This window comes from Amycolatopsis sp. NBC_00348, from assembly GCF_036114655.1.
In the GTDB taxonomy this organism is placed as follows: domain Bacteria; phylum Actinomycetota; class Actinomycetes; order Mycobacteriales; family Pseudonocardiaceae; genus Amycolatopsis.
Window position 1 is genome coordinate 1933650 of sequence record NZ_CP107994.1, and the last position, 22125, is coordinate 1955774.

Here is a 22125-nt window from a genome sequence, read left to right on the forward strand (position 1 = left end):
CCGGGGGTAGGCCGCGACGGGTACGGGCCGCGCGGCGGGGTGCAGGCCGCGCGGCGGGTGCGGGGCCGGGCCGCAATGCGGGTACGGCTGAGGGGCCGGGTCGCGCGGCGGGTGCGGGCTCGCCGCTTGCCGGTGGAGTCGCCGGCCGGGGCCATGAGGTCGGAATAGCCTGGCGGATCGCCGGGCTGCCGGTTGCGCCGTCGTGGTCCGAGGGCGAGCCGGTGCGCTCCCGCCGCTGCGGCTTCGTCGGATCGCCGGATACTCCGCAGGTGGCGGCCGCGGCGTCGCGGAGCCACCCGGGAGATCCGCGCGGGAAGACCCCCGCGTTCCGGAGGCAGGCCGCGCGGTGGGCGCGCGGTCCCACCACCGCGGCTGCGTCAGATCGCCGGCACTCCACGAGCAGCCGCCCGGGCGGCAGCGGCGTCGCGGCGTTCCTCGAAGCGGGATGCCTGGGCGTTGAGCGTCTTGAGGAAGTCCGCCAGTTCCTGGCGCGCGGTCTCGCCGACCTCGCCGAGGCCGGTCAGGTCGAAGATCTTCCAGTAGCGCAGCAGCGGCATCACGACGTCGTCGTGGTGGATGCGCAGGTCGTAGATGCCCGCCTTGGCGATCAGGGCCGCCTTGCGGACGAAGCTGGGGATGACCGCGCCGGGCATCGCGAAGTCGAGGACCTCGTCGGTGATGGCGCGGACCATGGCGTCGGGGGAGATCTCCAGCGCGGCCTTGACCAGGTTGCGGTAGAAGACCATGTGCAGGTTCTCGTCCGTGGACACCCGGGCGAGCAGCTTCTCGGCCAGCGGGTCCTGCGTGTAGCGGCCGGTGTTGCGGTGCGACAGGCGCGTCGCGAGCTCCTGGAACGACACGTACGCGCAGACGTGCAGCAGCGGCTTGTCGCCGGTTTCGTACCCGGCCTGCATGGTCTCCATGCGCATCCGCTCGAGCTCGACCGGGTCGACCGCCCGCGTCACGAGCAGGTAGTCGCGGATGGCGATGCCGTGGCGGCCCTCTTCGGCGGTCCAGCGGTGGACCCAGGTGCCCCAGGCGCCGTCGCGGCCGAAGGCGCGCTCGATCTCGCGGTGGTAGCTGGGGAGGTTGTCCTCGGTGAGGAGGTTGACCTCGAGCGCGGTCCGGGCGATCGGCGTGACCCGCGACTGCTCCGGGTCCCACGCCTCCCCGCCGAGGTCGGCGAAGTCACGCCCCTGGCTCCAGGGGACGTACTCGTGCGGCATCCACTCCTGGGCGGCCGTGAGGTGGCGGTTGAGGTTTTCCTCGACCGTGCCCTCCAGCTCGAACATCAGGCGCGTGCTTTCGGGGACCGGCATTACGAACGTCCTTCCGTCACCTACGCGACCGTAACTTACGGTGCCGTAGGTAATGGCAACGTACGCGGGCCCCGGACGGTTCCCGGGACTGGATATCGTGAACGCGGCGGGGGTACGAACGGGAGGGGGCCAGGTGGCGGAACGGACGCGGCCGGGGGAGCGCCAGCCGAGCCTGGCCGATGTCGCGGGCCTGGCCGGTGTGTCGCACATGACCGTTTCCCGGGTGGTCAACGAGAGCGGACCGGTGCACCCGGACACCCGCGCGCGGGTGCTGGCCGCCGTGCAGAAGCTCGGCTACCGGCCCAACTCGGCCGCCCGGACGCTGGTCACGGGCCGGTCCGGCACGCTCGGCGTCGTCGCGCTGGAGTCCAACCTCTACGGCCCGGCGAGCACCCTCTACGGCATCGAGAACGCCGCCCGCGAGGCCGGTTACGGCGTCGCGATCTGCAGCGTCGGCCGTCCAGGAAGGTCGTCGATCGGCGACGCGGTGGAGAACCTGCGGCGCCAGGCCGTCGAGGGGATCGTCGTCATCGCGCCGCACGTGACGGCGGGCCGCGCCCTGGCGGCGGCGCCAGCGGACATCCCAGTCGTCGCGGTCGGCGGCGGCGAGGGCGCGCCGGTCCCGGTGATCTCCGTCGACCAGTACGACGGCGCCCGCCGCGCCACCGAGCACCTGCTGGCCCTGGGGCACCAGACGGTCTGGCACCTGGCCGGACCCGAGGACTGGCTGGAGGCGCGCGACCGCGAACGCGGCTGGCGCGAGACCCTCGAACGCCACGACCTGCGGGTTCCCGACGTCGTCCGCGGCGACTGGAGCCCGCGCTCGGGCTACGACGCCGGCCGCGCGCTCGCCGGGGTGCCCGGGCTCGGCGCCGTCTTCTCGGCCAACGACCAGATGGCGCTGGGCCTGCTGCGGGCGTTCACCGAGGCGGGCCTGCGGGTCCCGGCGGACGTCCAGGTGGCGGGCTTCGACGACGTCCCCGAGGCGGCGTACTTCTCCCCGCCGCTGACCACGGTCCGCCAGGACTTCATCGAGGTCGGCCGCCGCACGTTCGGGCTCCTGGAGACCCGCATGGCCGGCGGCGAGATCGGTGCGCGCCACCTCGTGCCCGCGGAGCTGATCGTGCGCGAGAGCACCGGCCCACGCTGACCCCGGCCCTCGTGAGTGTTCAGGGCGGTTCTAACCGCCCTGAACACTCACGACCTGCGTCCGTCTGCACTACCGACCGACCTCCGGCTTGATCCATCCTGGTGTCGTATCTTGACCGCTTCTGTTGAGGTTCCCTAGCGTTCGTGTTCGATTCTGCGTGAATCCGACATTCTGGTTCACCGTCGATCCAGGAGGACCTCGCCATGCGCACCGTCCGAACGCTGTTCGCCGCCCTGCTTTCGGTCGTCTTCGCGCTGGCCGGGGTGCTCGTCCCGCCGCAGGCGTCGGCCGCGCCGCCGCCGAAGGCCGCCCACACCGTCACCTACGACGGCTACTCCTTCCTGGTCGACGGGACCCGCACCTACCTGTGGTCCGGCGAGTTCCACTCCTACCGGCTGCCCAGCCCCGACCTGTGGCTCGACATCTTCCAGAAGATGAAGGCCGCCGGCTTCAACGCGACGTCGCTCTACTTCGACTGGGGCTACCACTCGCCGCGCCAGGGCGTCTACGACTTCAGCGGCGTCCGCGACCTCGACAAGCTCCTCGACATGGCCCAGCAGGCGGGGCTCTACGTCATCGCGCGGCCCGGCCCGTACATCAACGCCGAGGTCGACGGCGGCGGCTTCCCGACCTGGCTGTCCACCACCCCCGGCCACACCCGCAGCGCCGACCCGGTCTACCTGAAGTACTCCGACGAGTGGCAGACGCAGATCGACCGGATCATCGCGCGCCACCAGCTGACCGACGGCACCGGCAGCGTGCTCGCCTACCAGGTCGAGAACGAGTACTACAACGGCGACGCCGACGGCCGCGCCTACATGAAGCACCTGGAGGACAAAGCCCACGCCGACGGCATCACGGTTCCCTTGGTGGGCAACAACAACGGCACCTTCAACGCCGGTGACGCCGCCCTCGACGTCGACGCCGCCGACTCCTACCCGCAGGGCTTCGACTGCTCCAACCCGGAGAAGTGGAACGGCGTCCCGGACATCAGCTACGACCACGTCCCTGGCAAACCGCTGATCACCGCCGAGTTCCAGGGCGGCGCGTTCGACCCGTGGGGCGGGCCCGGCTACGCGAAGTGCGCTCAGCTGATCAACGACAAGTTCGCGAACGTCTTCTACAAGCAGAACATCGCCGTCGGCGCCACCGGCCAGAGCTTCTACATGCTGCACGGCGGCACGTCCTGGGGCTGGAGCGCGATCCCGCAGAACTACACGTCCTACGACTACGGCGCGGCGATCACCGAAGCCCGGCAGTACGACCCGAAGTACACCGAAGACAAGCTGATCGGCTACTTCACCCAGTCGGTCGCGCCGCTGACGAAGACCGAGGGCCTCGCCGCGGCGCCGTTGACCGACCCGGCGCTCACCGACACCGCCCGGATCAACCCGGACACCCGCACCCAGTTCCACACCCTGCGGCACACCGACTCGACGTCGAACGCGAAGAACACCACGAGCCTCGCGCTCGACCTCGCCGCACGCGCCGGCTACAGCTACGACGACCGCGCGACCGAGGTCGGCTACACCGGCACCTGGACCCACGCCGGGCCCGAGGTCGACTACACCGGCGGCGACTACCAGCACACGGAGTCGTTCTCCGAGGTCACCGGCGACAGCGTGAGCATTCCCTTCACCGGCAGCGGGATCCGCTGGGTCACCTCGAAGGACCCGAGCCACGGCATCGCCGACGTCTACCTCGACGACGTCAAGGTCAGCACCGTCGACCTCTACGCGGCGAGCAAGCAGAACCAGGTCACCGGCTACGAGGTGCGCGGCCTGCCCGCCGGGGCGCACACGCTCAAGATCGCCGTGACCGGGCAGAAGAACGCGCAGGCGACCGGGCCGTTCGTCGTCGTGGACGCCGTCGACCTGCTGTCGGCGAGCACCGACTACTACCCGGTCGTCCCGCAGCAGCCCGGCACCGGCCTCACGCTCGACGGACGCCAGTCCAAGATCGTCGTCGCCGGCTACGACCTCGGGCAGACGCGGATGCAGTACTCGACGTCCGAGATCATGACGTCCGCGACGATCGGCGGCCGCGACCTCGCGGTGCTCTACGGCGACCACGGCGGGCCGGGCGAAACCGTCCTGCGATTCGCGCAGCAGCCCAAGGTCCAGGTCCTCGACGGCGCCGCCACCTCCACCTGGGACGCCGCCCGCGGCGACCTGCGGCTGAACTACACCCACGACGGCCTGACCCGGGTGCTCGTCAGCGCCCCGGGCAAGAAGCCGCTGCTCCTGCTGCTCGCGGACAAGGCGACGGCCGGGACGTTCTGGCGCCAGGACACCGCCGCCGGTCCGGTGCTCGTGCGCGGCACCGACCTGCTGCGCACGGCGACCGCCCGGCCGGGCTCGCTCGACCTGACCGGCGACACCGGCACCGACGGCGCGTTCGAGGTCTTCGGTGCGGGGAACGTCACTTGGAACGGGCAGCCGGTGAACACCCGGCCGACGTCCAGCGGCAGCCGCACGGGCACCCTGCCGACGGCGAAACCGGTGACCCTGCCCGCCCTGACCGGCTGGAAGCACCAGCAGGAGTCACCGGAGAGCGCGCCGGGCTTCGACGACTCGGCGTGGCCGGTCGCCGACAAGACGACCAGCAACAGCAGCACCGCCGTCGGCACGAAACCGGTGCTCTTCGCCGACGACTACGGCTTCCACACCGGCAACACCTGGTACCGCGGCCGCTTCACCGGCGACGGCAAGCAGACCGGCATCGCGCTGAACAGCCAGAGCGGGGGACCGGCGGGCGCGTTCTCGGCGTGGCTGAACGGCGTCTTCCTCGGCAGTTCGACGACCCAGCAGCACACCTTCACGTTCCCCGCCGGTGCCCTGAAACCGGGGGACAACGAGATCTCCGTCCTCACCGTGAACATGGGGCACGAGGAGGACTACGGCGCGGCCAACGGCAGCAAGGCCGCGCGCGGCCTGACGTCGGCGCGGCTGACCGGGTCCGCGCTGACGTCGGTGACCTGGCGGCTGCAGGGCGTCCGGGGCGGGGAGCAGGGCCTCGACACCGTCCGCGGCCCGCTCAACACCGGCGGCCTGTACGGCGAGCGCGCGGGCTGGTCGCTGCCCGGGTTCCTGGACGCGGCGTGGAAGCCGGCGACGCTGCCGGCGAAGGACAGCACGCCGGGTGTCTCGTGGTACCGGACCACCGCGAACCTCGACCTGCCGCGCGGCCAGGACACCTCGCTCGGCCTGACGATCACCGACGACCCGGGGCGGCAGTACCGGGCGCTGCTGTTCGTCAACGGCTGGCAGCTCGGCCAGTACGTCAACTACCTGGGGCCGCAGCACAGCTTCCCGATCCCGAACGGAATCCTGAACCCCAACGGCCACAACACGATCGCCGTCGCGGTGTGGAACCTGGACGGCAGCACGGGCGGCCTCGGGAACATCACCTGGACGAACTACGGTTCGCACCGCTCGCCGTTGTCGGTGCGGCAGAACGCGTCGCCCGGCTACGACGGCCGGTACCCGATGCCGCCGGCGCCGACGGCCGCGGTCTCGTTGTCGGTGCCGGACACCGCGACGGCGGGGCAGTCGTTCACGGCTTCGGCCACCGTCCGGGTCCCGGCGGGCGCGCCGCCGGCGTCGGACGTCCGGCCGGTGCTGACCGCGCCCGCCGGATGGACGGTCGGCACGGCGGCACCGCCCTCGGTCGCGCGGATCGACGGCGGCGCCTCGGCGACGTTCACCTGGCCGCTCACCGCACCTTCCACAGTGGACACGTCGGCGCTCTCGGTGCGGGTCGGCTACCGGCAGGCCGGACGGCCCGGGAGCGTGACGGACGAGCGGATCGTCGGTGCGGTCCCGGCCGCGCCGCCCGCCGGGCAGGACGCCGTGAGCGACCTGCCGTTCCTGACCGCGGCCAACGGCTGGGGCCCGGTGGAGCGCGACACGAGCAACGGCGAGGCGAACGCGGGCGACGGCAAGCCGATGACGATCGCCGGGGTGTCGTACGCGAAGGGCCTGGGCGTCCACGCGCCGGGCGACGTCCAGCTCTACCTGGCCGGCGCCTGCACCCGCTTGACCGCCTCGGTCGGCGTCGACGGCGAGGTCGGCTCGGCGGGCAGCGTCAGCTTCAGCGTCTCGGTGGACGGCACGACCCGGGTGACCACGCCGGTCGTGCGGGGCGGGCAGGCGGCGGTCCCGATCGACGTCGACGTCACCGGCGCGCAGGTCCTGGACCTGCAGGTGACCGACGGCGGCGACGGCAACGGCAACGACCACGCGGACTGGGGCCAGCCGGTGCTGACCTGCGTCACGCCGCCTGTTCGGTGAGGACGGGCGCCGGGCGCAGCGAGTACGTCGCGCGGACCGCCCGGCGCTCCTTCCACAGGTGGTACAGCGCCAGCCCGAAGATGACCGTGCCGATGACGTTCGCGATGAAGTGCCACCAGACGCGGTAGGTGGTCAGGCCCGGGCCCGGGTCGATGAGGCCGAAGAACGTCGACAGGCCGATCGCGCGCGAACCGAACGCGACCGACACCGTCAGCGCGAGGTGCTCGAGCCCGTGGATGCCCTGCATCCAGACGCCCATCTTGCCCCAGCGGTGCGCCTGGGTCTTCGTGGCGCGGCGGGTGATCACCATGACGCCGGCCAGCCCGGCGAGGAAGATGAAGTTCCCGGTCAGGTGCAGCAGTTCCATGCCGAACGTCGGCCGGTTCGGCAGCACCATCTGCAGGCCGTTGGCCAGCCCGGTGCCCCACGGCGTCATCCAGGACGGCGAGTTCGGGTGGCCGAGCCAGTAGCCGACCTGGGCGACGTGCTCCTGGAGGTGCCCGAGCTGCCCGATCACCCCGACGCCGATCAGCGCGACCGAGCCGCGGTAGACCCACGGGCGCACCGGCCCGCGGTTGGCGTAGGCCAGGACACCGACGGCCGCCCACATGGCGAGCGCCCACAGCACGATCAGTATCGCGCCGGCGGTGTCCCACCCCGACATCGACGACATGGGCATGGTCATGACGGCCTCCAGTTCCCCCGGTCTGGATCAGAGACTAGCCGGACGGCGGCAGCCGAACTTCTTCCACCGTGCCGCCGAGAATCGGGCAAACCGTTACAGGACAACGCTTTCCGGGTCACGACCGGACAAGCCGGACGGCGAGCGCGGTGATCACCGCACTCGAGGCGAGCGCTGTCACGAGCCGGCCGCGCGGCCCGGTCAGAACCCGCCCGAGCAACGCCCCGCCCCCGGCGAGGAGCGCTTGCCAGCTCGCCGACGCGGCGAACGCGGCCAGCACGAACACCGCCTGGTCGAGGGTGGTGACGGCGGTGCCGGCCCGGTCTCCGACCACCAGCGCGGTGAAGTAGACGACGGTGGTCGGGTTGACCAGGGTGATCCCGAGCAGGCTGACGTACGCGCGCCCGGCGCCGAGCCGGGTCACCGCCCGGTCCGCCGCCGGCCCGCGACGCAGGGCGTGGACCGCGCCGCGGACGGCCAGCACGATCAGGATCGCCGCCGAGACCAGCTTCAGCGGTTGCGCGACGGGCGTGATCACCCCGGCGATGGCGGCGCCGCCGAGGACCGCGACCAGCGCGTACAGGCCGTCGGCGGTCGCGACGCCCAGCGCGGCGGCGAGGCCGGTGGTGAGCGACGTCCGGGCGGTGAGCGCGACGAGGTAGGTCGCCACGGCACCGACCGGAATGGCGATGCCGTAGCCGGCCAGCAGCCCGGCGACCAGCGCGCCGGTCACGACGCGAAGGCGTCGGACCTCCGCGGCCGGCACGGCTGCTGCTGGACCGGCGCGGCGATCGCGGCGACGGTCGGCAGGAGCGGCATGCGGTGCGTGGTCATGGCGCAGATGGTGGCGCCGATCCGCCGACGACGGCAACCGCTTTTCGCGGCCGTCGTCCGTTCCGGGGGCGTGTTGCCGCTCCGGGAGCCGGTTCGGCTTCAGCCGGTGGGCGCGCTGGGGCTGTGCTTCAATCGGCCGGAAGCACGGTGGCGCGAGAAAGGGCTTTCACGCATGCGGGTCGACCTCAGTGGGAAGACGGCACTGGTCACCGGGTCCACCCAGGGCATCGGGTCGGCGATCGCGAAGGGGCTGGCCGCCGCGGGGGCGCGGGTCGCGATCAACGGCCGCGGCTCCGACGGCGTCCAGGCCGCCATCACGCGGCTGAAGCAGGAGCTGCCCGACGCCGACCTGGTCGCCGCCCACGGGGACGTCTCGGAGGAGGCCGGCGCGGCCCAGGTCGTCGAGGCCGTGCCCGACGCCGACATCCTCGTCAACAACCTCGGCATCTTCGGCGCCCAGGAGCCCCTGGAGATCACCGACGCCGACTGGCGGCGCTACTTCGAGGTCAACGTCCTCGCCGCGGTCCGGCTCACGCGCGCCTACCTGCCCGGGATGACCGAGCGCGGCTGGGGCCGGATCCAGTACATCGCCAGCGACTCCGCGATCGTGATCCCGGCCGAGATGATCCACTATGGAGTGTCGAAGACGGCGCTGCTCGGCGTCTCCCGCGGGTTCGCCAAGCACGCGGCCGGCACCGGCGTCACCGTCAACGCGGTCATCGCGGGCCCGACGCACACCGGCGGCGTCGAGGACTTCGTCTACGAGCTGGTCGGCAAGGACCTGCCGTGGGACGAGGCCCAGCGCGAGTTCATGAAGAAGCACCGGCCGCAGTCGTTGCTGCAGCGGCTGATCGAGCCCGAAGAGATCGCGAACCTGTTGGTGTACCTGAGTTCGACGTTCGCGTCGGCGACCACCGGCGCGGCCGTCCGCGTCGACGGCGGGTACGTGGACTCGATCGTGCCGTGAGCGCGGTGCCGGGGTACCCCGCGCGGGGGTCGCCCGGTCGAGCGCGCCGCCTGTCGGGATCCGGCCGCGTGGTTCATGATCATCAGTATGGAGCAGACCAGGACACCAGCGGGCGTACGGCGGGTGCTCTTCGGAGCGGTGATGGTCGCGGCCCTGGTGGCCGCCGCCTGGGTGGCGCTCTGGCTGGCGATGCACCTCTGACCGCCGCCGGGCGGCACCCGGCGGCGGCCCGAGGCCGCTACGGGGTGACGGTGATGTTCGTCAGGCCGGACGTCGCGTTCGTGACCGTGTTCGACGCGTACACCACGTTCGGGTTGGCCGCGCACTTCGAGACCGAGCTGATCTTGATCGCGTAGGCGCCGACCCCGCCGAGGTCGGACTTGTTGTTGCGCCAGACGTTGCCGCAGCCGTTGTCGAACGACGGTGACGTGCTGGTGTTGTGGTTCTCGTAGCCGTTGGCGAACACGCCCGGCGGGGCGAACGTGCCCGTGTTGTTCTCGATCGTGTAGCCGATGCCCTTGACGTCGATCCAGGAGTCCGCCGAGTTCTCGCCGGAGATGCCGCGGCCGTCGAAGGTGTTGCCGCGGATCAGCCCACCCGTGGTGCCTTCCTTGACGTCGATCGGCTCGGCCGCGATGAACGGGCCGATGTGGTTGTCCAGCACCTGGATCCGGTCGCCGCGGTCGACGCCGCCGGAGTTGCCGTGGCAGGCCCAGTTCGAGTTGGCCGAGCCGAGGTAGACGCCTTCGCCGTAGCCCGGCTGCACCAGGCCCGTGTAGGTGATGGTCGAGTTCTTCAGCACGCTGTCGGCCGATGAACGGCGGAAGTGCACCGCCTCCTCGTCGACGTGGTTGACGTTCACGCCGTCGATCGTGGTGTGCGGCGAGTTGTCGACGACGATGCCCTTCTTCGCCTCCTGCACGGTGAAGCCGGTCAGGTTCCAGTACGGCGCGCCCGACAGCCACAGGCCGTAACCGGAGTCCCAGCCCGCGGTCGGCACCGGGCAGTCCGGCGCGTCCCCGCTCGGGCCGTCGTTGATCAGGATCGCGCCGGCCGGGCCGGACAGCGTGATCGGCTTCGCCGCCGTGCCCGCCTTCGTCGTGACGAACGAGCCGCGGTACGTACCGGCCGCGAGCTTGATCGCCTGCCCCGGCGCCGCGGTGGCCAGCGCGGCCTGCAGCTGGGCGGCCGTCGAGACGTTCACGGTGTCTCCGCTCGGCGGGGGCGTCGTCGTCGTGGTCGGCGGTGGCGTGGTGGTGCTTGTCGTCGGGGTCGTCGGCGTGGTCGTGACCGGGCCGCCGCCGGCGCACGACGCGCCGTTGATCGTGCACGCGGCGGGCACGCCGGCGCCGGCGACGTTGAAGCCGAAGCTCGCGGTGGCGCCGGGCTTGACCGTGCCGTTGAACCCGGCGTTGGTGAACTTGTAGTGCTGCCCGCTCTGGGTCTTCACCGAGCTCCAGGAACTGCTCACCGACGACCCGGCGGGCAGGTCGAACTCGACGGTCCAGCCGGTCGAGGCCGCGTCACCGCGGTTGGCGATCGTGTACTCGCCGCCGTAACCGCCGGTCCAGACCGAGGTCTGCGCGAACGTGGCGGACAGGTTCGCCGCCGCGGCCTGCGCGGGGCCGCCGCCGGTGAGCGCGACGGCGGCGACAGTGGCGGCAACGGTTGCGGCGCCGAGGAAAGCGGCACGGCGGAGCGGACTTCGTCGGGACACCCGTGACCTCCGGGAGAGGGGTTACAGCGGAGGTGTTGCGGCGTACACCCGGACTGTCCCTTTATAGGTCACGGATGTGACATGCGTCAACAAACTGAACGCCCATCACGGATGTGAACGACTATCCCGTGATGCTCGGCGCGCCCGTCTCGATGTGCCCGCTGAACCGGCGCAGGAACTTCGGGTCGGCGTCGAGCGTGGCCGAGAGGTCGTACCAGCCGGACCCGTAGCTGACGGCGTTCCAGTCGTCGGTCACCGTCTGGCCCGCGGCCAGCGCGTACGTCCACGGCCCGTCGGTGCGGTAGTGGTTCGCGGTCACCGTGACCTTGACGGCCGTCGTGCCGCCGTTGCGCAGGGTCAGCCGCAGCTTGTGGTCGGCGGTGTAGCCCGCGGTGACGTCGACCCCGGCGCCCGCGCTGTTCGCGTCCCCGGCGAAGACCCAGCGGAACCGGTTCGGCCCGTGCACCGCGACGCCGTACTTGCCGCCGCCGTAGGCCTGGATCCGCCACGTGTCGCTGACCTGCTTGCCGGCGGCGACGTCGTAGCCCCACGGGCCGTCGGTCTGGCCGTCGTTGCGGTACGCGGTGAGCTGGACGGCCGCGGTGCCCTGGTTGGCGAACGTCGTGGTCAGGATCTGGTGGTCGGCGCTCAGCGACGTCGTCACGAGCGGCTGGTAGGGGAGCGCGCGGGCCGGGCGGGTGCCCGCTTCCTGCACCGGCGCCTGCTGCTTCCCGGTCGCCGGCGGCGCGGGTTTCGGCAGCTTGCGCTGGGTGTCGTCGGCCTGCTTGCGCAGCGCCGCGGTGTCGGGCAGCAGCGGGATCCGGACGTCGGTGGTGCCGAAGTCGAAGCAGCCCGTCAGGTCGCCGCACAGCGCCCGGCGCCACGCGCTGATGTTCGGCTCGGCGACGCCGGTCCAGCGTTCGAGGAAGCGGATCACGGACGTGTGGTCGGCGACCTCCGAGCTGACCCAGCCGCCGCGGCTCCACGGCGAGATCACCGTCATCGGCACCCGCGCGCCGAGGCCGATCGGCTGGCTGCCGATGTACTCGCCCGCGGTGCCGGGCGGCGCGATCGGCGGGGCGACGTGGTCGAAGAAGCCGTCGTTCTCGTCGTAGTTGATCAGGACCACTGTGGACTCCCACAGTTTCGGGTTGGCCCACAAGGCGTTCAGCACCGTCTGGGTGTACGCGGCGCCGTCGACCGGCCGCGCCTCCGGGTGTTCGCAGTAGCCGTAGGGCGCGACGATCCACGAGACGCGGGGGAGTGAGCCGCTCGCGCAGTCGGCGGTGAACTCCGACAGGACGTGGTTGACGTCCCTGCCCTTCCCGGAATCCGGGCCCCAGGTCTTGAACACACTGCCCCGTTTGGACAGTTCGCTCGCGTAGTCCTGGTGGTAGGCCTTGAACAGCCAGAGCGGGTTGTCGCCGTAGTCGCCGACGAACGAGCCGCCCGCGTCGCCGACCTCCTTGCTGGCGTACACCTTCCACGAAACCCCGTGCTGCTGCAGGCGTTCCGGGTAGGTCGTCCAGCTGAACACCGGCTTGTAGTCGGCCGGGTTGTAGTTCGCGGGGCCGCCGCCGTGGGCGTCGGCGTCGATCGTGCCGGTGAACAGGTAGAGCCGGTTGGGCGTGGTCGGGCCCTGCACCGAGCAGTGGTAGTGGTCGCAGACGGTGAACGCGTCGGCCAGCGCCCGGTGGAACGGGATGTCCCCCTGGCCGAAGTACCCCATGGTCATCTCGCCTTTGGCGGGCACCCACGCGTTGTTCGCGCCGCCCGCGACGGCCTGGTGCTGATCGGCCCAGCCGTGGCCGAGGTCGCCGAGGTCCTGACCGTCCACCTTGGACGTGTCGACGCGGAAGGGCAGCAGGTACTTGCCGTCGGTGCGGCCGGAGTCGGGCTGGTGGAAGACGTCCTGGCCGTTCGGCTGCACGATCGCCGAGCGGTCGCCGAAGCCGCGGACGCCCTTCATGGTGCCGTAGTAGTGGTCGAACGAGCGGTTCTCCTGCATCAGGACCACGACGTGCTCGACGTCGGACAGGCTGCCGCTCGCGCGCGGTTCGGCGAGCGCCTCGGCCATGCCCGGCGGCAGGGCGCCGAGGGCGCCGGCGGCGGCGACACCGCCGAGGAAGCTGCGGCGGGTGAGTCCGGAGCGGTGCGGGTCGGCCATCACGGGAGCCTCCAGGGGGACCTCGGCGGGGCAGCGACAGCCAGCCTAGGTGATCGAAGCTGTTCGCAACTACCTACGTTCGGACGTAATCGAGCATCAACTGTTCATGTTCTGTTCGGTTCGCGGTCCCGTCCCGTGACACTTTCCGGTGATCCGGAGGTGAAGCGGTTCGCCGCGGGGAATCTCTTCCAGCACAAACCCCCTGGCGTACAGGGGAATTCCGGGAGGAGAGCACCATGAGGAATCGTATCGCCGCCATCGCGGCCGCGGCCGCGCTCACCGTTTCCGCGGCTGTCGGCCTGGCCGCACCGGCATCGGCGGACCCCGTGCCGGGCAACCCGAACCAGTTCTACGCCTACTGCGCGGTCGACCTGCTCGGCGTGCCGCTCAACTGCGCGTCGACCGACGCCGAGCACGCGTCGCACATCTGCCAGTACGTGGCCACCGGCGTCGGCCTCGGACTGGACTGCATCCAGCGCTGAGCCGCTCCGAGCGGCGCCGATTGCCCGAAAGTACCCGATGGTCCGGACCATCGGGTACTCGTCGGAAAATGTCCGACCGGTTAGCCTTGTTCTTCGCCAGGTACCCGTGGATACTTTGTTGCCATCCACAACAAATAGGGTGCCGGTGAGCCGCCAGCCGTCGCCCGCGGACCGAGAGGGGCGACAACGATGTCGACCGAGAACTCCGCCCGATGGCGGCGGACCGCCCGCCTGCTGGTGGCGCCCGCGGCGCTGCTCGTGGCCGGCGCACTGGTGGCCGCACCGCAGAGCCAGGCCGCTTCGGCCGTCCCCGCCAACCTGCTCGCGAGCTTCAGCGACGACTTCGACGGCCCGGCCGGTGCCGGCGTCGACGGGTCGAAGTGGGGTCACGAGACCGGGGACAACGTCAACAACCACGAACGGCAGTGGTACACCGACGGCACCGCCAACGCGGCGCTCGACGGCGAAGGCCACCTCGTGATCACCGCGAAGAAGGAAAGCAGCGGGAACAACTGCTGGTACGGGCCCTGCGAGTACACCTCGGCGCGGCTCAACAGCTCCGGCAAGTTCGCCGCGTCCTCCGGGCACATCGAAGCCCGGATGAAGCTGCCGCGCGGGCAGGGCATGTGGCCCGCGTTCTGGATGCTCGGCACCGACATCGGCAGCGCCGGCTGGCCCAACTGCGGTGAGATCGACATCATGGAGAACGTCGGGTTCGAGCCGAACACCGTGCACGGCACGATCCACGGTCCCGGCTACTCCGGTTCGGCCGGGATCGGCGCGCCCTACAGCGGGCCGAACTTCTCCGACGACTTCCACACCTACGCGATCGACTGGTCCACGGACAAGATCGTCTGGTCCGTCGACGGGAACGCCTACCAGACCCGCACGCCCGCCGACGTCGGCGGCAACCAGTGGGCGTTCAACCACGAGTTCTTCCTCATCCTCAACCTGGCGGTCGGCGGCTACTGGCCCGGCGACCCCGACGGCAGCACCCAGTTCCCGCAGCAGCTCGTCGTGGACTACGTCCACGTGAGCTGATCGCGCGGTGCGGGGCGGGCCCTCTGCCGTGCGCGCGGCAGAGGGCCTCCCGCGCCACTTTTGGTACAGAACCGGGACACTTCTGGTTCAGACCTGTCGAACAACCCCGACGGGACGGCGATCTTCTCCGGACAGGGTGATCGGTGTGCGCTCGAGTGGCGCACCCCGGCACCCGGAGGAGATCCATGGCCCGCTTTCGCATCCCGCCCGTCGCCGGCGGCCTCGCCGCCGCGGCGGCGGTGGCGCTCGCCGCGACCTGCTGGGTGGTCTTCCCGCCGTCGGTGGCGGGTCAGGCGAATCCGGCCCGCCCGAACGTCACCCTGGCGCTGCCGTGGCCCGCGGAAGGCCAGGCGAGTGCCGAAGTCCAGGGCCTGGGCACGCTCGGCAGCCGCGGCGAGCGGACGCCGGTGCCGATCGCCAGCGTCACGAAGGTGATGACCGCTTACGTCGTGCTCAAGGACCACCCGCTCGCCCCGGGTGACGCGGGCCCGCGGATCACCGTCGACCAGCAGGCCGAGACCGAGTCGACGTCGGCCGAGGAGTCCTCCGCGCCGGTCCGCGCGGGCCGCACGATCAGCGAGCGCGACCTGCTGGCCCTGATGCTCATCCCGTCCGGCAACAACGTCGCGCGCCTGCTGGCCCGGTGGGACGCCGGGAGCCAGGACGGGTTCGTCGCGAAGATGAACCGCGAAGCCGCGGCGCTCGGCATGACCAGTACCACCTACACCGGCGCCAGCGGCGTCGAAGACTCGACGACGAGCACCGCCGAGGACCAGTTGCGGCTCGCTCGCGAGGTGATGAAGGACGACGTCGTCCGCTCGATCGTCGCGACGCCGAGTCTCAAGGTCGACGGCGTGCCGGGCGCGGTCGTCAACACGAACACGCTGCTCGGCCGCTCCGGCGTGATCGGGCTGAAGACAGGCTCGTCGACCGCGGCCGGCGGGGCGCTGATGTGGGCGGCCCGGGCGTCGAGCGGCGCGCTGATCCTCGGGGTGGTGCTGCACCAGAGCCCCGGCGGGACGCCGTCGGCCGGGCTGCAGGCCGCGCTGGCCACCAGCGAGACGCTCATCGCCGCGATCCAGCGGGAGCTCCCGGCGGCGACCCGATGACCGCGGTGACCGAACCGATCACCGTGCCGCCCGCGCCGGAGCGGCGTCCCGGACCCTGGCGACGCGGCCGCGTCATCGCGGTGTTCGCCGTGCTGACGGCGGTGCTGCTGCTCGCGCACCCGCTGGTGCCGAACTGGGCGGGCAACGCCGGTTCGCTGCTGGAGACCGTCCTGCCGTGGGTCGGTTTGCTCGTGGTCCCGCTGCTCGTGGCGGCGCTGATCCGGCGGTCGGCGCTGGCGTTGGTGGCGCTGCTGCTGCCCGCGCTCGTCTGGGGCGGGTCGTTCGGCGGCCGCGTCTTCGACAAGCGGGAGAGCGGCGGGAACTTCACGATCGTCTCGCACAACGTCAACGACGAGAACCCGGACCCCACGGGCACCGCGCGCGCCCTGGCGGCGTCCGGCGCACAGGTGATCGCGCTGGAGGAGCTGAAGCGGTCCGAGATGCCGAAGTACGAGGACGCGCTCGCGGCGGCGTACCCGCACCACTCGGTGCAGGGGACGGTCGGGATCTGGAGCACCTACCCGATCCACGACACGGAACCGGTGGCGATCATGCCGTGGACCCGGGCCCTGCGTACCACTGTGGACAGTCCACAAGGGCCGATCGCGGTTTACGTCGCGCACCTGCCGTCGGTGCGGGTGCGGCTCGACTCGGGCTTCACGGCGAACGGCCGTGACACCGCGCTCGGCCTGCTTTCCGACGCTGTCGCTTCCGACCCCGCCCCGCGCAAGGTCCTGGTCGGCGACTTCAACGGCACGACCGACGACCGCGCCCTCACCCCGATCACGAGCCGGATGCAGGCGGCCCAGGACGAAGCCGGCGACGGCTTCGGCTTCAGCTGGCCGGCGTCGCTGCCGCTGGCCCGGATCGACCAGATCTTCGTGACCGGCGTCCGTCCGGTGGCGGCCTGGACCCTCCCCGCGACCGGCTCCGACCACCTCCCGGTCGCCGCCACCCTGACCCTGTAACCGTCGTGAGTGGGAAACAGTGTTAGAACACTGTTTCCCACTCACGACCGCCGGCCGCGCGAGGCGACCTTCGGTGGGTTGCTCACGAAACCGCGTGACCAGACCCGCAACTCGCGTGATTGGGCCCGTAACCCGCGTGATTGGAGCCGTGACTCGCGAGTTCCGGCTTCAGTCACGCGAGTTCCGGCCTTGATCACGTGAGTTCCGGCCTTGAACACGGTGGTGACGGGTTTGAACACCGCGGTCGTGGGCCGGTGGCGGTGGGTTCTTCACCGAAACTGCTGGTCGAACGCGTCGAAATCGCCGGTGGACCGGCGGGGCACGTGACGAGACCGTTACGCGGGCCGGGCTTGACCGGACGAGTGTTATCGCTAACACTGACTCCTCGCCGTCACCTGAACGAGTGACGGGGACCACGCCGATGTGGACGAAAGGGGCAGTCGGTGGCCGAACGATCCCGCCCTGGCGGCCCCCTCAACGGGACCCGGCAGCCGAGCCTGACCGACGTCGCCGGCCGGGCCGGGGTCTCGCACATGACCGTGTCGCGTGTCATCAACGGGACCGGCCCGGTGCGGCCCGCGACCCGCGCCCGGGTGCTCGCCGCGATCGAGGAACTGGGCTACCGCCCGAACTCCGCGGCCCGCGCGCTGGTCACCGGGCGCACCGGCACCCTCGGCGTCCTCGCGCTCGAGTCCAATCTGTACGGTCCGGCCAGCACGCTCTACGGCATCGAGAACGCCGCCCGCGAAGCCGGGTTCGCCATCACGATCTCCAGCGTCAGCCGCCCCGGCCGGTCGTCGATCGCGGACGCCGTCGAGAACCTGCGCGGCCAGGCGGTCGAAGGCATCATCGTCATCGCGCCGCACGTCACCGCCGGGCGGGCGCTGGAGGCCGCGCCCGAGGACATCCCGGTCGTCGCCGTCGGCGGCGGGGACGACGCGCCGGTCCCGGTGATCGCCGTCGACCAGCGCGACGGCGCCCGCCGCGCCACCGAACACCTCCTCGCCCTGGGCCACCGCACGGTCTGGCACATCGCCGGGCCAGAGGACTGGCTGGAGGCCCGCGACCGCGAGGCCGGCTGGCGCGAGACCCTCGAACGCCACGGCGCCCCGGTGCCCAAGGTCGTCCGCGGCGACTGGAGCTCGCGCTCCGGCTACGACGCGGGACGGGTGCTGGCCGGGGAAAAGGACCTGGACGCCGTCTTCGCCGGCAACGACCAGATGGCCCTCGGCCTGCTGCGCGCGTTCGCCGAAGCCGGGATCTCGGTGCCGCGCGACGTCCGCGTCGCGGGCTTCGACGACGTGCCCGAAGCGGCGTACTTCACCCCGCCGCTGACCACGGTCCGGCAGGACTTCATCGAACTCGGCCGGCGCACGTTCGGCCTGCTCGTCGCGCGGATGAGCGGCGGCGAACGGCACGACCGCGCGCTGGTCGCGCCCGAGCTGATCGTGCGCGAGAGCACCGGACCGCGATAGCGGGCCCCGGCCGATCCCTGTGTGTCCCCTGCGACTGTTAGCGCTAACAGAAGGAAGTGAACCGGCAGTGTCAGCAGAACCCCTCGTCGTCGGCATCGACTACGGCACGCTCTCCGGGCGCGCGGTCGTCGTGCGCGTGCGGGACGGTGCCGAGCTGGGCAGCGCCGTGACGGAGTACCGCCACGGCGTCGTCGACCGCGAGCTCCCGGCGACCGGGCGGGCGCTGCCGCCGGAGTGGGCGCTGCAGGTGCCCGCGGACTACGTCGACGTCCTGCGCACCGCCGTCCCCACCGCCCTGGCCGACGCCGGCGCGGACCCCGCCGACGTCGTCGGCGTCGCCACCGACTTCACCGCCTGCACGATGGTTCCGGCCACAGTGGACGGAACGCCGCTGTGCGAGCTGCCGGAGTTCGCGGCCGAGCCGCACGCGTACGTGAAGCTGTGGCGCCACCACGCCGCCCAGCCGCAGGCCGACCGGATCAACGAGCTGGCCCGGGCGCGCGGCGAGAAGTGGCTGCCGCGCTACGGCGGGCTGATCTCGTCGGAGTGGGAGTTCGCCAAGGGTCTCGAGGTGTTCGAAGAGGCCCCGGACGTCTACGCGGCGATGCGCCACTGGGTCGAGGCGGCCGACTGGATCGTCTGGCAGCTGACCGGCACCTACGTCCGCAACGCCTGTACGGCCGGGTACAAGGGCATCCTGCAGGACGGCCAGTACCCCAGCCGCGACTTCCTCCGCGAACTCGCGCCGGGCTTCGAGTCGTTCGTGGCCGACAAGCTCGACCACCCGCTCGGGCAGCTGGGTTCGCGCGCCGGGTCCCTCACCGCCGGAGCCGCCGCCTGGACCGGCCTGCCCGAGGGGATCGCGGTCGCCGTCGGCAACGTCGACGCGCACGTCACCGCGCCCGCCGCGCGGGCCGTCGAGCCCGGGCAGCTCGTCGCGATCATGGGCACCTCGACGTGCCACGTCGTCAACGGCGCCGACCTGCGCGAGGTCCCCGGCATGTGCGGCGTCGTCGACGGCGGGATCGTGCCCGGGCTGTGGGGGTACGAAGCCGGCCAGAGCGGCGTCGGCGACATCTTCGGCTGGTTCGCCGAGCACTTCGCCCGCGATAGCCACGACGAGCTCACCCGGCTCGCGGCTGAGCAGGAGGTCGGCGAACACGGCCTGCTCGCGCTGGACTGGCACAGCGGCAACCGCTCGGTGCTGGTCGACCACGACCTCTCCGGCGTCATCGTCGGGCAGACCCTGGCCACCCGCGCCGAGGACGTCTACCGCGCGCTGCTGGAGGCCACCGCGTTCGGCACCCGCAAGATCGTCGAGACGTTCACCGAGGCCGGCATCCCGATCACCGAGCTGATCGTGGCGGGCGGGCTGACGAAGAACGCCCTGCTGATGCAGATCTACGCCGACGTCACCAACCTGCCGCTGTCGGTCGTCGGCTCGGCGCAGGCACCCGCGCTCGGCTCCGCGATCCACGCCGCCGTCGCGGCCGGGGCGTACCCGGACATCCGCGCGGCGGCGGAGGCGATGGGCTCGGCCCGCTCCGCCGTCTACCGGCCGGTGCCCGCGCACGTCAGCGCCTACGACGAGCTGTACGCCGAGTACACGACCCTGCACGACTACTTCGGTCGCGGTGCCAACGACGTCATGCACCGCCTGGCGGCCCGTCGGCGAGCGGTCGCGAAAGGACGGTCCTGATGTCCCTGACCGGCGAAGTCCTCGACACCGTCGCGGAACTGCGGGCGACCGTGGCGAGCCTGCACGGCGAGCTGACCCGCAACGCGCTGGTCATCTGGACCGCGGGCAACGTCTCGGCACGCGTACCCGGCCGGGACCTGATGGTCATCAAGCCCTCCGGGGTGTCCTACGACGACCTGTCCGCCGACACCATGGTCGTCACCGACCTGCACGGCGAGCTGGTGCACGGTGACCTGGCGCCGTCGTCCGACACCGCCGCACACGCCTACGTCTACCGCGAGATGCCGGAGATCGGCGGCGTCGTGCACACGCACTCGACCTACGCGACGGCGTGGGCCGCGCGCGGCGAGCCGATCCCGTGCGTGCTCACGATGATCGCCGACGAGTTCGGCGGCGACGTCCCGGTCGGGCCGTTCGCGCTGATCGGCGACGACTCGATCGGCCGGGGCATCGTCGAGACGCTGCGCACGAGCCGGTCGAAGGCCGTGCTGATGCGCAGCCACGGCCCGTTCACCGTCGGCCGCACCGCCCGCGACGCCGTCAAGGCGGCCGTGATGGTCGAGGACGTCGCCCGCACCGTGCACAAGGCCTTCGAGCTGGGCACGCCCGAACCCCTGCCGCCCGAGGACGTCGACCGGCTCTACGCCCGGTACCAGAACGTCTACGGCCAGCAATGACCTCGATGAGGAGAACGATGACTTCCGCGGCCAAACCGCAGCTCTGGTTCCTGACCGGGAGCCAGGCCCTCTACGGCGAGGAGACCCTCGAGCAGGTCGCCGGCCAGTCCCTGCGCATCCAGCAGCTCCTGGCGGGCGCCGGCGGGCTACCGGCCGAGATCGTCGGCAAGCCGGTGCTGACCGAGGCTTCCTCGATCCGCCGGGTGCTGCAGGAGGCCAACGCCGACGCCGCGTGCGTCGGCGTGATCGCCTGGATGCACACGTTCTCGCCGGCGAAGATGTGGATCACCGGGCTGGACGCGCTGCGCAAGCCGTTGCTGCACCTGCACACCCAGCTCAACGAGGCGCTCCCGTGGTCCACGATCGACATGGACTTCATGAACCTCAACCAGGCCGCGCACGGCGACCGCGAGTTCGGGTACGTCCAGACGCGGCTCGGCATCCCGCGCAAGACCGTGGCCGGGCACGTCACCGACCCGGTCGTCGTGGCCCGGATCGACGCGTGGGCGCGCGCCGCGATCGGCGCCGCTCACCTGCGGAACCTGCGCCTGGCCCGCTTCGGCGACAACATGCGCGACGTCGCGGTCACCGAGGGGGACAAGGTCGAGGCCGAGCTGCGGTTCGGCGTCTCGGTCAACACCTACGGCGTCAACGACCTGGTCGAGCTGGTCGACGACGTGTCCGAAAAGGACACGGTGGACGATCTGCTGGAGCGGTACGCCGAGGACTACGCCATCGTACCGGAGCTGGCCGCCGGGGGAGCGCGGCACGAGTCGCTGCGCTACGCGGCGAAGATCGAGGCCGGGCTGCGGAAGTTCCTCGACGACGGCGGGTTCGGCGCGTTCACGACGAACTTCGAGGACCTCGGCGGCCTCCGGCAGCTGCCGGGCCTGGCGGTCCAGCGGCTGATGGCCGACGGTTACGGCTTCGGCGGCGAAGGCGACTGGAAGACGTCCGCGCTGCTCGCCGCGGTCAAGGCGATGGGCACCGGCACCGGGCGCGGGACGTCGTTCATGGAGGACTACACCTACCACTTCGGGCCGGGCACGCCGAAGATCCTCGGCGCGCACATGCTGGAAGTCTGTCCCAGCATCGCCGCGGCGACGCCGTCGTGCGAGATCCACCCGCTCGGCATCGGCGGCCGCGAAGACCCGGTCCGGCTGGTGTTCGACGCCGCCCCCGGGCCCGGCGTCACCCTCGGCCTGGTCGACGTCGGCGACCGGTTCCGCCTGGTGGCCAACGAGATCGACGTCGTCCCGCCCGACGAGCCGCTGCCGAACCTGCCGGTCGCGCGGGCCGTGTGGCAGCCCGCGCCGACCCTGGCGACGTCCGCGGAGTCGTGGATCACCGCGGGCGGCCCGCACCACACCGTGCTCACCCAGGCCGTGGGCACCGAGACGCTGCGCGACTTCGCGAACCTGCTCGGCGTCGAGCTGCTCGTGATCGACAAGGACACCACTCCGCACGGCTTCGCGGACCGCATTCGCTGGAACCAGGCGTACTACCGGCTGGCTCAAGGCTTCTGAAAAGGCTTCTGAGAAAGGAA

15 protein-coding genes and 1 pseudogene are annotated in these 22125 nt (G+C 71.5%); 11 read left to right on the forward strand and 5 right to left on the reverse strand.

The window, feature by feature from the left end:
• Positions 1-377: 377 nt before the first annotated feature.
• The gene (locus OHS58_RS08755) at positions 378-1319 is read right to left on the reverse strand and encodes an acyl-ACP desaturase (protein WP_328647829.1); all 942 of its coding nucleotides are present in this window, start codon (positions 1317-1319) and stop codon (positions 378-380) included.
• A gap of 133 nt (positions 1320-1452) precedes the next feature.
• Here OHS58_RS08755 and OHS58_RS08760 point away from each other — a divergent pair, with 133 nt between their 5' ends.
• Entirely contained in the window at positions 1453-2469 is a 1017-nt protein-coding gene (locus OHS58_RS08760; protein ID WP_328647830.1) for a LacI family DNA-binding transcriptional regulator, read from the forward strand.
• A gap of 203 nt (positions 2470-2672) precedes the next feature.
• On the forward strand, positions 2673-6761 hold the full coding sequence (locus OHS58_RS08765) for a beta-galactosidase (RefSeq protein WP_328647831.1): 4089 nt from the start codon (positions 2673-2675) through the stop codon (positions 6759-6761).
• On the opposite strand, the gene OHS58_RS08770 is transcribed toward OHS58_RS08765, so the two are convergent.
• The gene (locus OHS58_RS08770; protein ID WP_326950355.1) at positions 6742-7446 is read right to left on the reverse strand and encodes a DUF6008 family protein; all 705 of its coding nucleotides are present in this window, start codon (positions 7444-7446) and stop codon (positions 6742-6744) included. The two genes, OHS58_RS08765 and OHS58_RS08770, sit on opposite strands and share 20 nt — an antisense overlap.
• A 115-nt stretch (positions 7447-7561) precedes the next feature.
• Positions 7562-8176 (reverse strand): LysE family transporter, encoded by a 615-nt coding sequence (locus OHS58_RS08775; RefSeq protein WP_328647832.1) that lies wholly within the window; start codon positions 8174-8176, stop codon positions 7562-7564.
• Positions 8177-8449: 273 nt separating this feature from the next.
• On the opposite strand from OHS58_RS08775, the gene OHS58_RS08780 reads away from it, so the two are divergent.
• Positions 8450-9244 carry an SDR family NAD(P)-dependent oxidoreductase gene (locus tag OHS58_RS08780; RefSeq protein WP_328647833.1) on the forward strand — a complete coding sequence of 265 codons (795 nt, stop codon included), beginning with the start codon at positions 8450-8452 and terminating at the stop codon, positions 9242-9244.
• Between the two features lie 238 nt (positions 9245-9482).
• Here the strand turns inward: OHS58_RS08780 and OHS58_RS08785 are convergent, their stop codons facing one another.
• Both OHS58_RS08785 and OHS58_RS08790 read right to left on the reverse strand, forming a co-directional pair.
• Positions 9483-10961: a cellulose binding domain-containing protein gene (locus tag OHS58_RS08785; RefSeq protein WP_328647834.1), complete on the reverse strand. Its 1479-nt coding sequence runs from the start codon at positions 10959-10961 to the stop codon at positions 9483-9485.
• A gap of 121 nt (positions 10962-11082) precedes the next feature.
• Positions 11083-13128: a phosphocholine-specific phospholipase C gene (locus OHS58_RS08790; RefSeq protein WP_328647835.1), complete on the reverse strand. Its 2046-nt coding sequence runs from the start codon at positions 13126-13128 to the stop codon at positions 11083-11085.
• Positions 13129-13364: 236 nt separating this feature from the next.
• On the opposite strand from OHS58_RS08790, the gene OHS58_RS08795 reads away from it, so the two are divergent.
• The 8 genes and pseudogenes from OHS58_RS08795 (at position 13365) to araA (ending at position 22105) form a co-directional block, all read left to right on the forward strand.
• A complete protein-coding gene (locus OHS58_RS08795; RefSeq protein ID WP_328647836.1) occupies positions 13365-13610 on the forward strand; it encodes a hypothetical protein in 246 nt (81 codons plus the stop codon).
• A gap of 189 nt (positions 13611-13799) precedes the next feature.
• Positions 13800-14648, forward strand: a pseudogene (locus tag OHS58_RS08800) (glycoside hydrolase family 16 protein); the annotation flags it as partial.
• A gap of 188 nt (positions 14649-14836) precedes the next feature.
• Positions 14837-15760, forward strand: a complete 924-nt coding sequence (locus OHS58_RS08805; RefSeq protein ID WP_328647837.1) for a D-alanyl-D-alanine carboxypeptidase family protein — start codon at positions 14837-14839, stop codon at positions 15758-15760.
• Complete coding sequence (locus OHS58_RS08810) at positions 15757-16728, forward strand: endonuclease/exonuclease/phosphatase family protein (RefSeq protein WP_328647838.1); 972 nt, start codon at positions 15757-15759, stop codon at positions 16726-16728. The genes OHS58_RS08805 and OHS58_RS08810 overlap by 4 nt, the downstream gene beginning before the upstream one ends.
• A gap of 443 nt (positions 16729-17171) precedes the next feature.
• Positions 17172-18203, forward strand: coding sequence for a LacI family DNA-binding transcriptional regulator (locus OHS58_RS08815; RefSeq protein ID WP_326950347.1), 1032 nt, complete (start codon positions 17172-17174; stop codon positions 18201-18203).
• Between the two features lie 67 nt (positions 18204-18270).
• Positions 18271-19902, forward strand: a complete 1632-nt coding sequence (araB, locus tag OHS58_RS08820) for a ribulokinase (RefSeq protein ID WP_328647839.1) — start codon at positions 18271-18273, stop codon at positions 19900-19902.
• Complete coding sequence (locus tag OHS58_RS08825; protein WP_326950345.1) at positions 19902-20579, forward strand: L-ribulose-5-phosphate 4-epimerase; 678 nt, start codon at positions 19902-19904, stop codon at positions 20577-20579. The genes araB and OHS58_RS08825 overlap by 1 nt, the downstream gene beginning before the upstream one ends.
• A 17-nt stretch (positions 20580-20596) precedes the next feature.
• A complete protein-coding gene (araA, locus tag OHS58_RS08830) occupies positions 20597-22105 on the forward strand; it encodes an L-arabinose isomerase (protein ID WP_326952737.1) in 1509 nt (502 codons plus the stop codon).
• Positions 22106-22125: the final 20 nt, after the last annotated feature.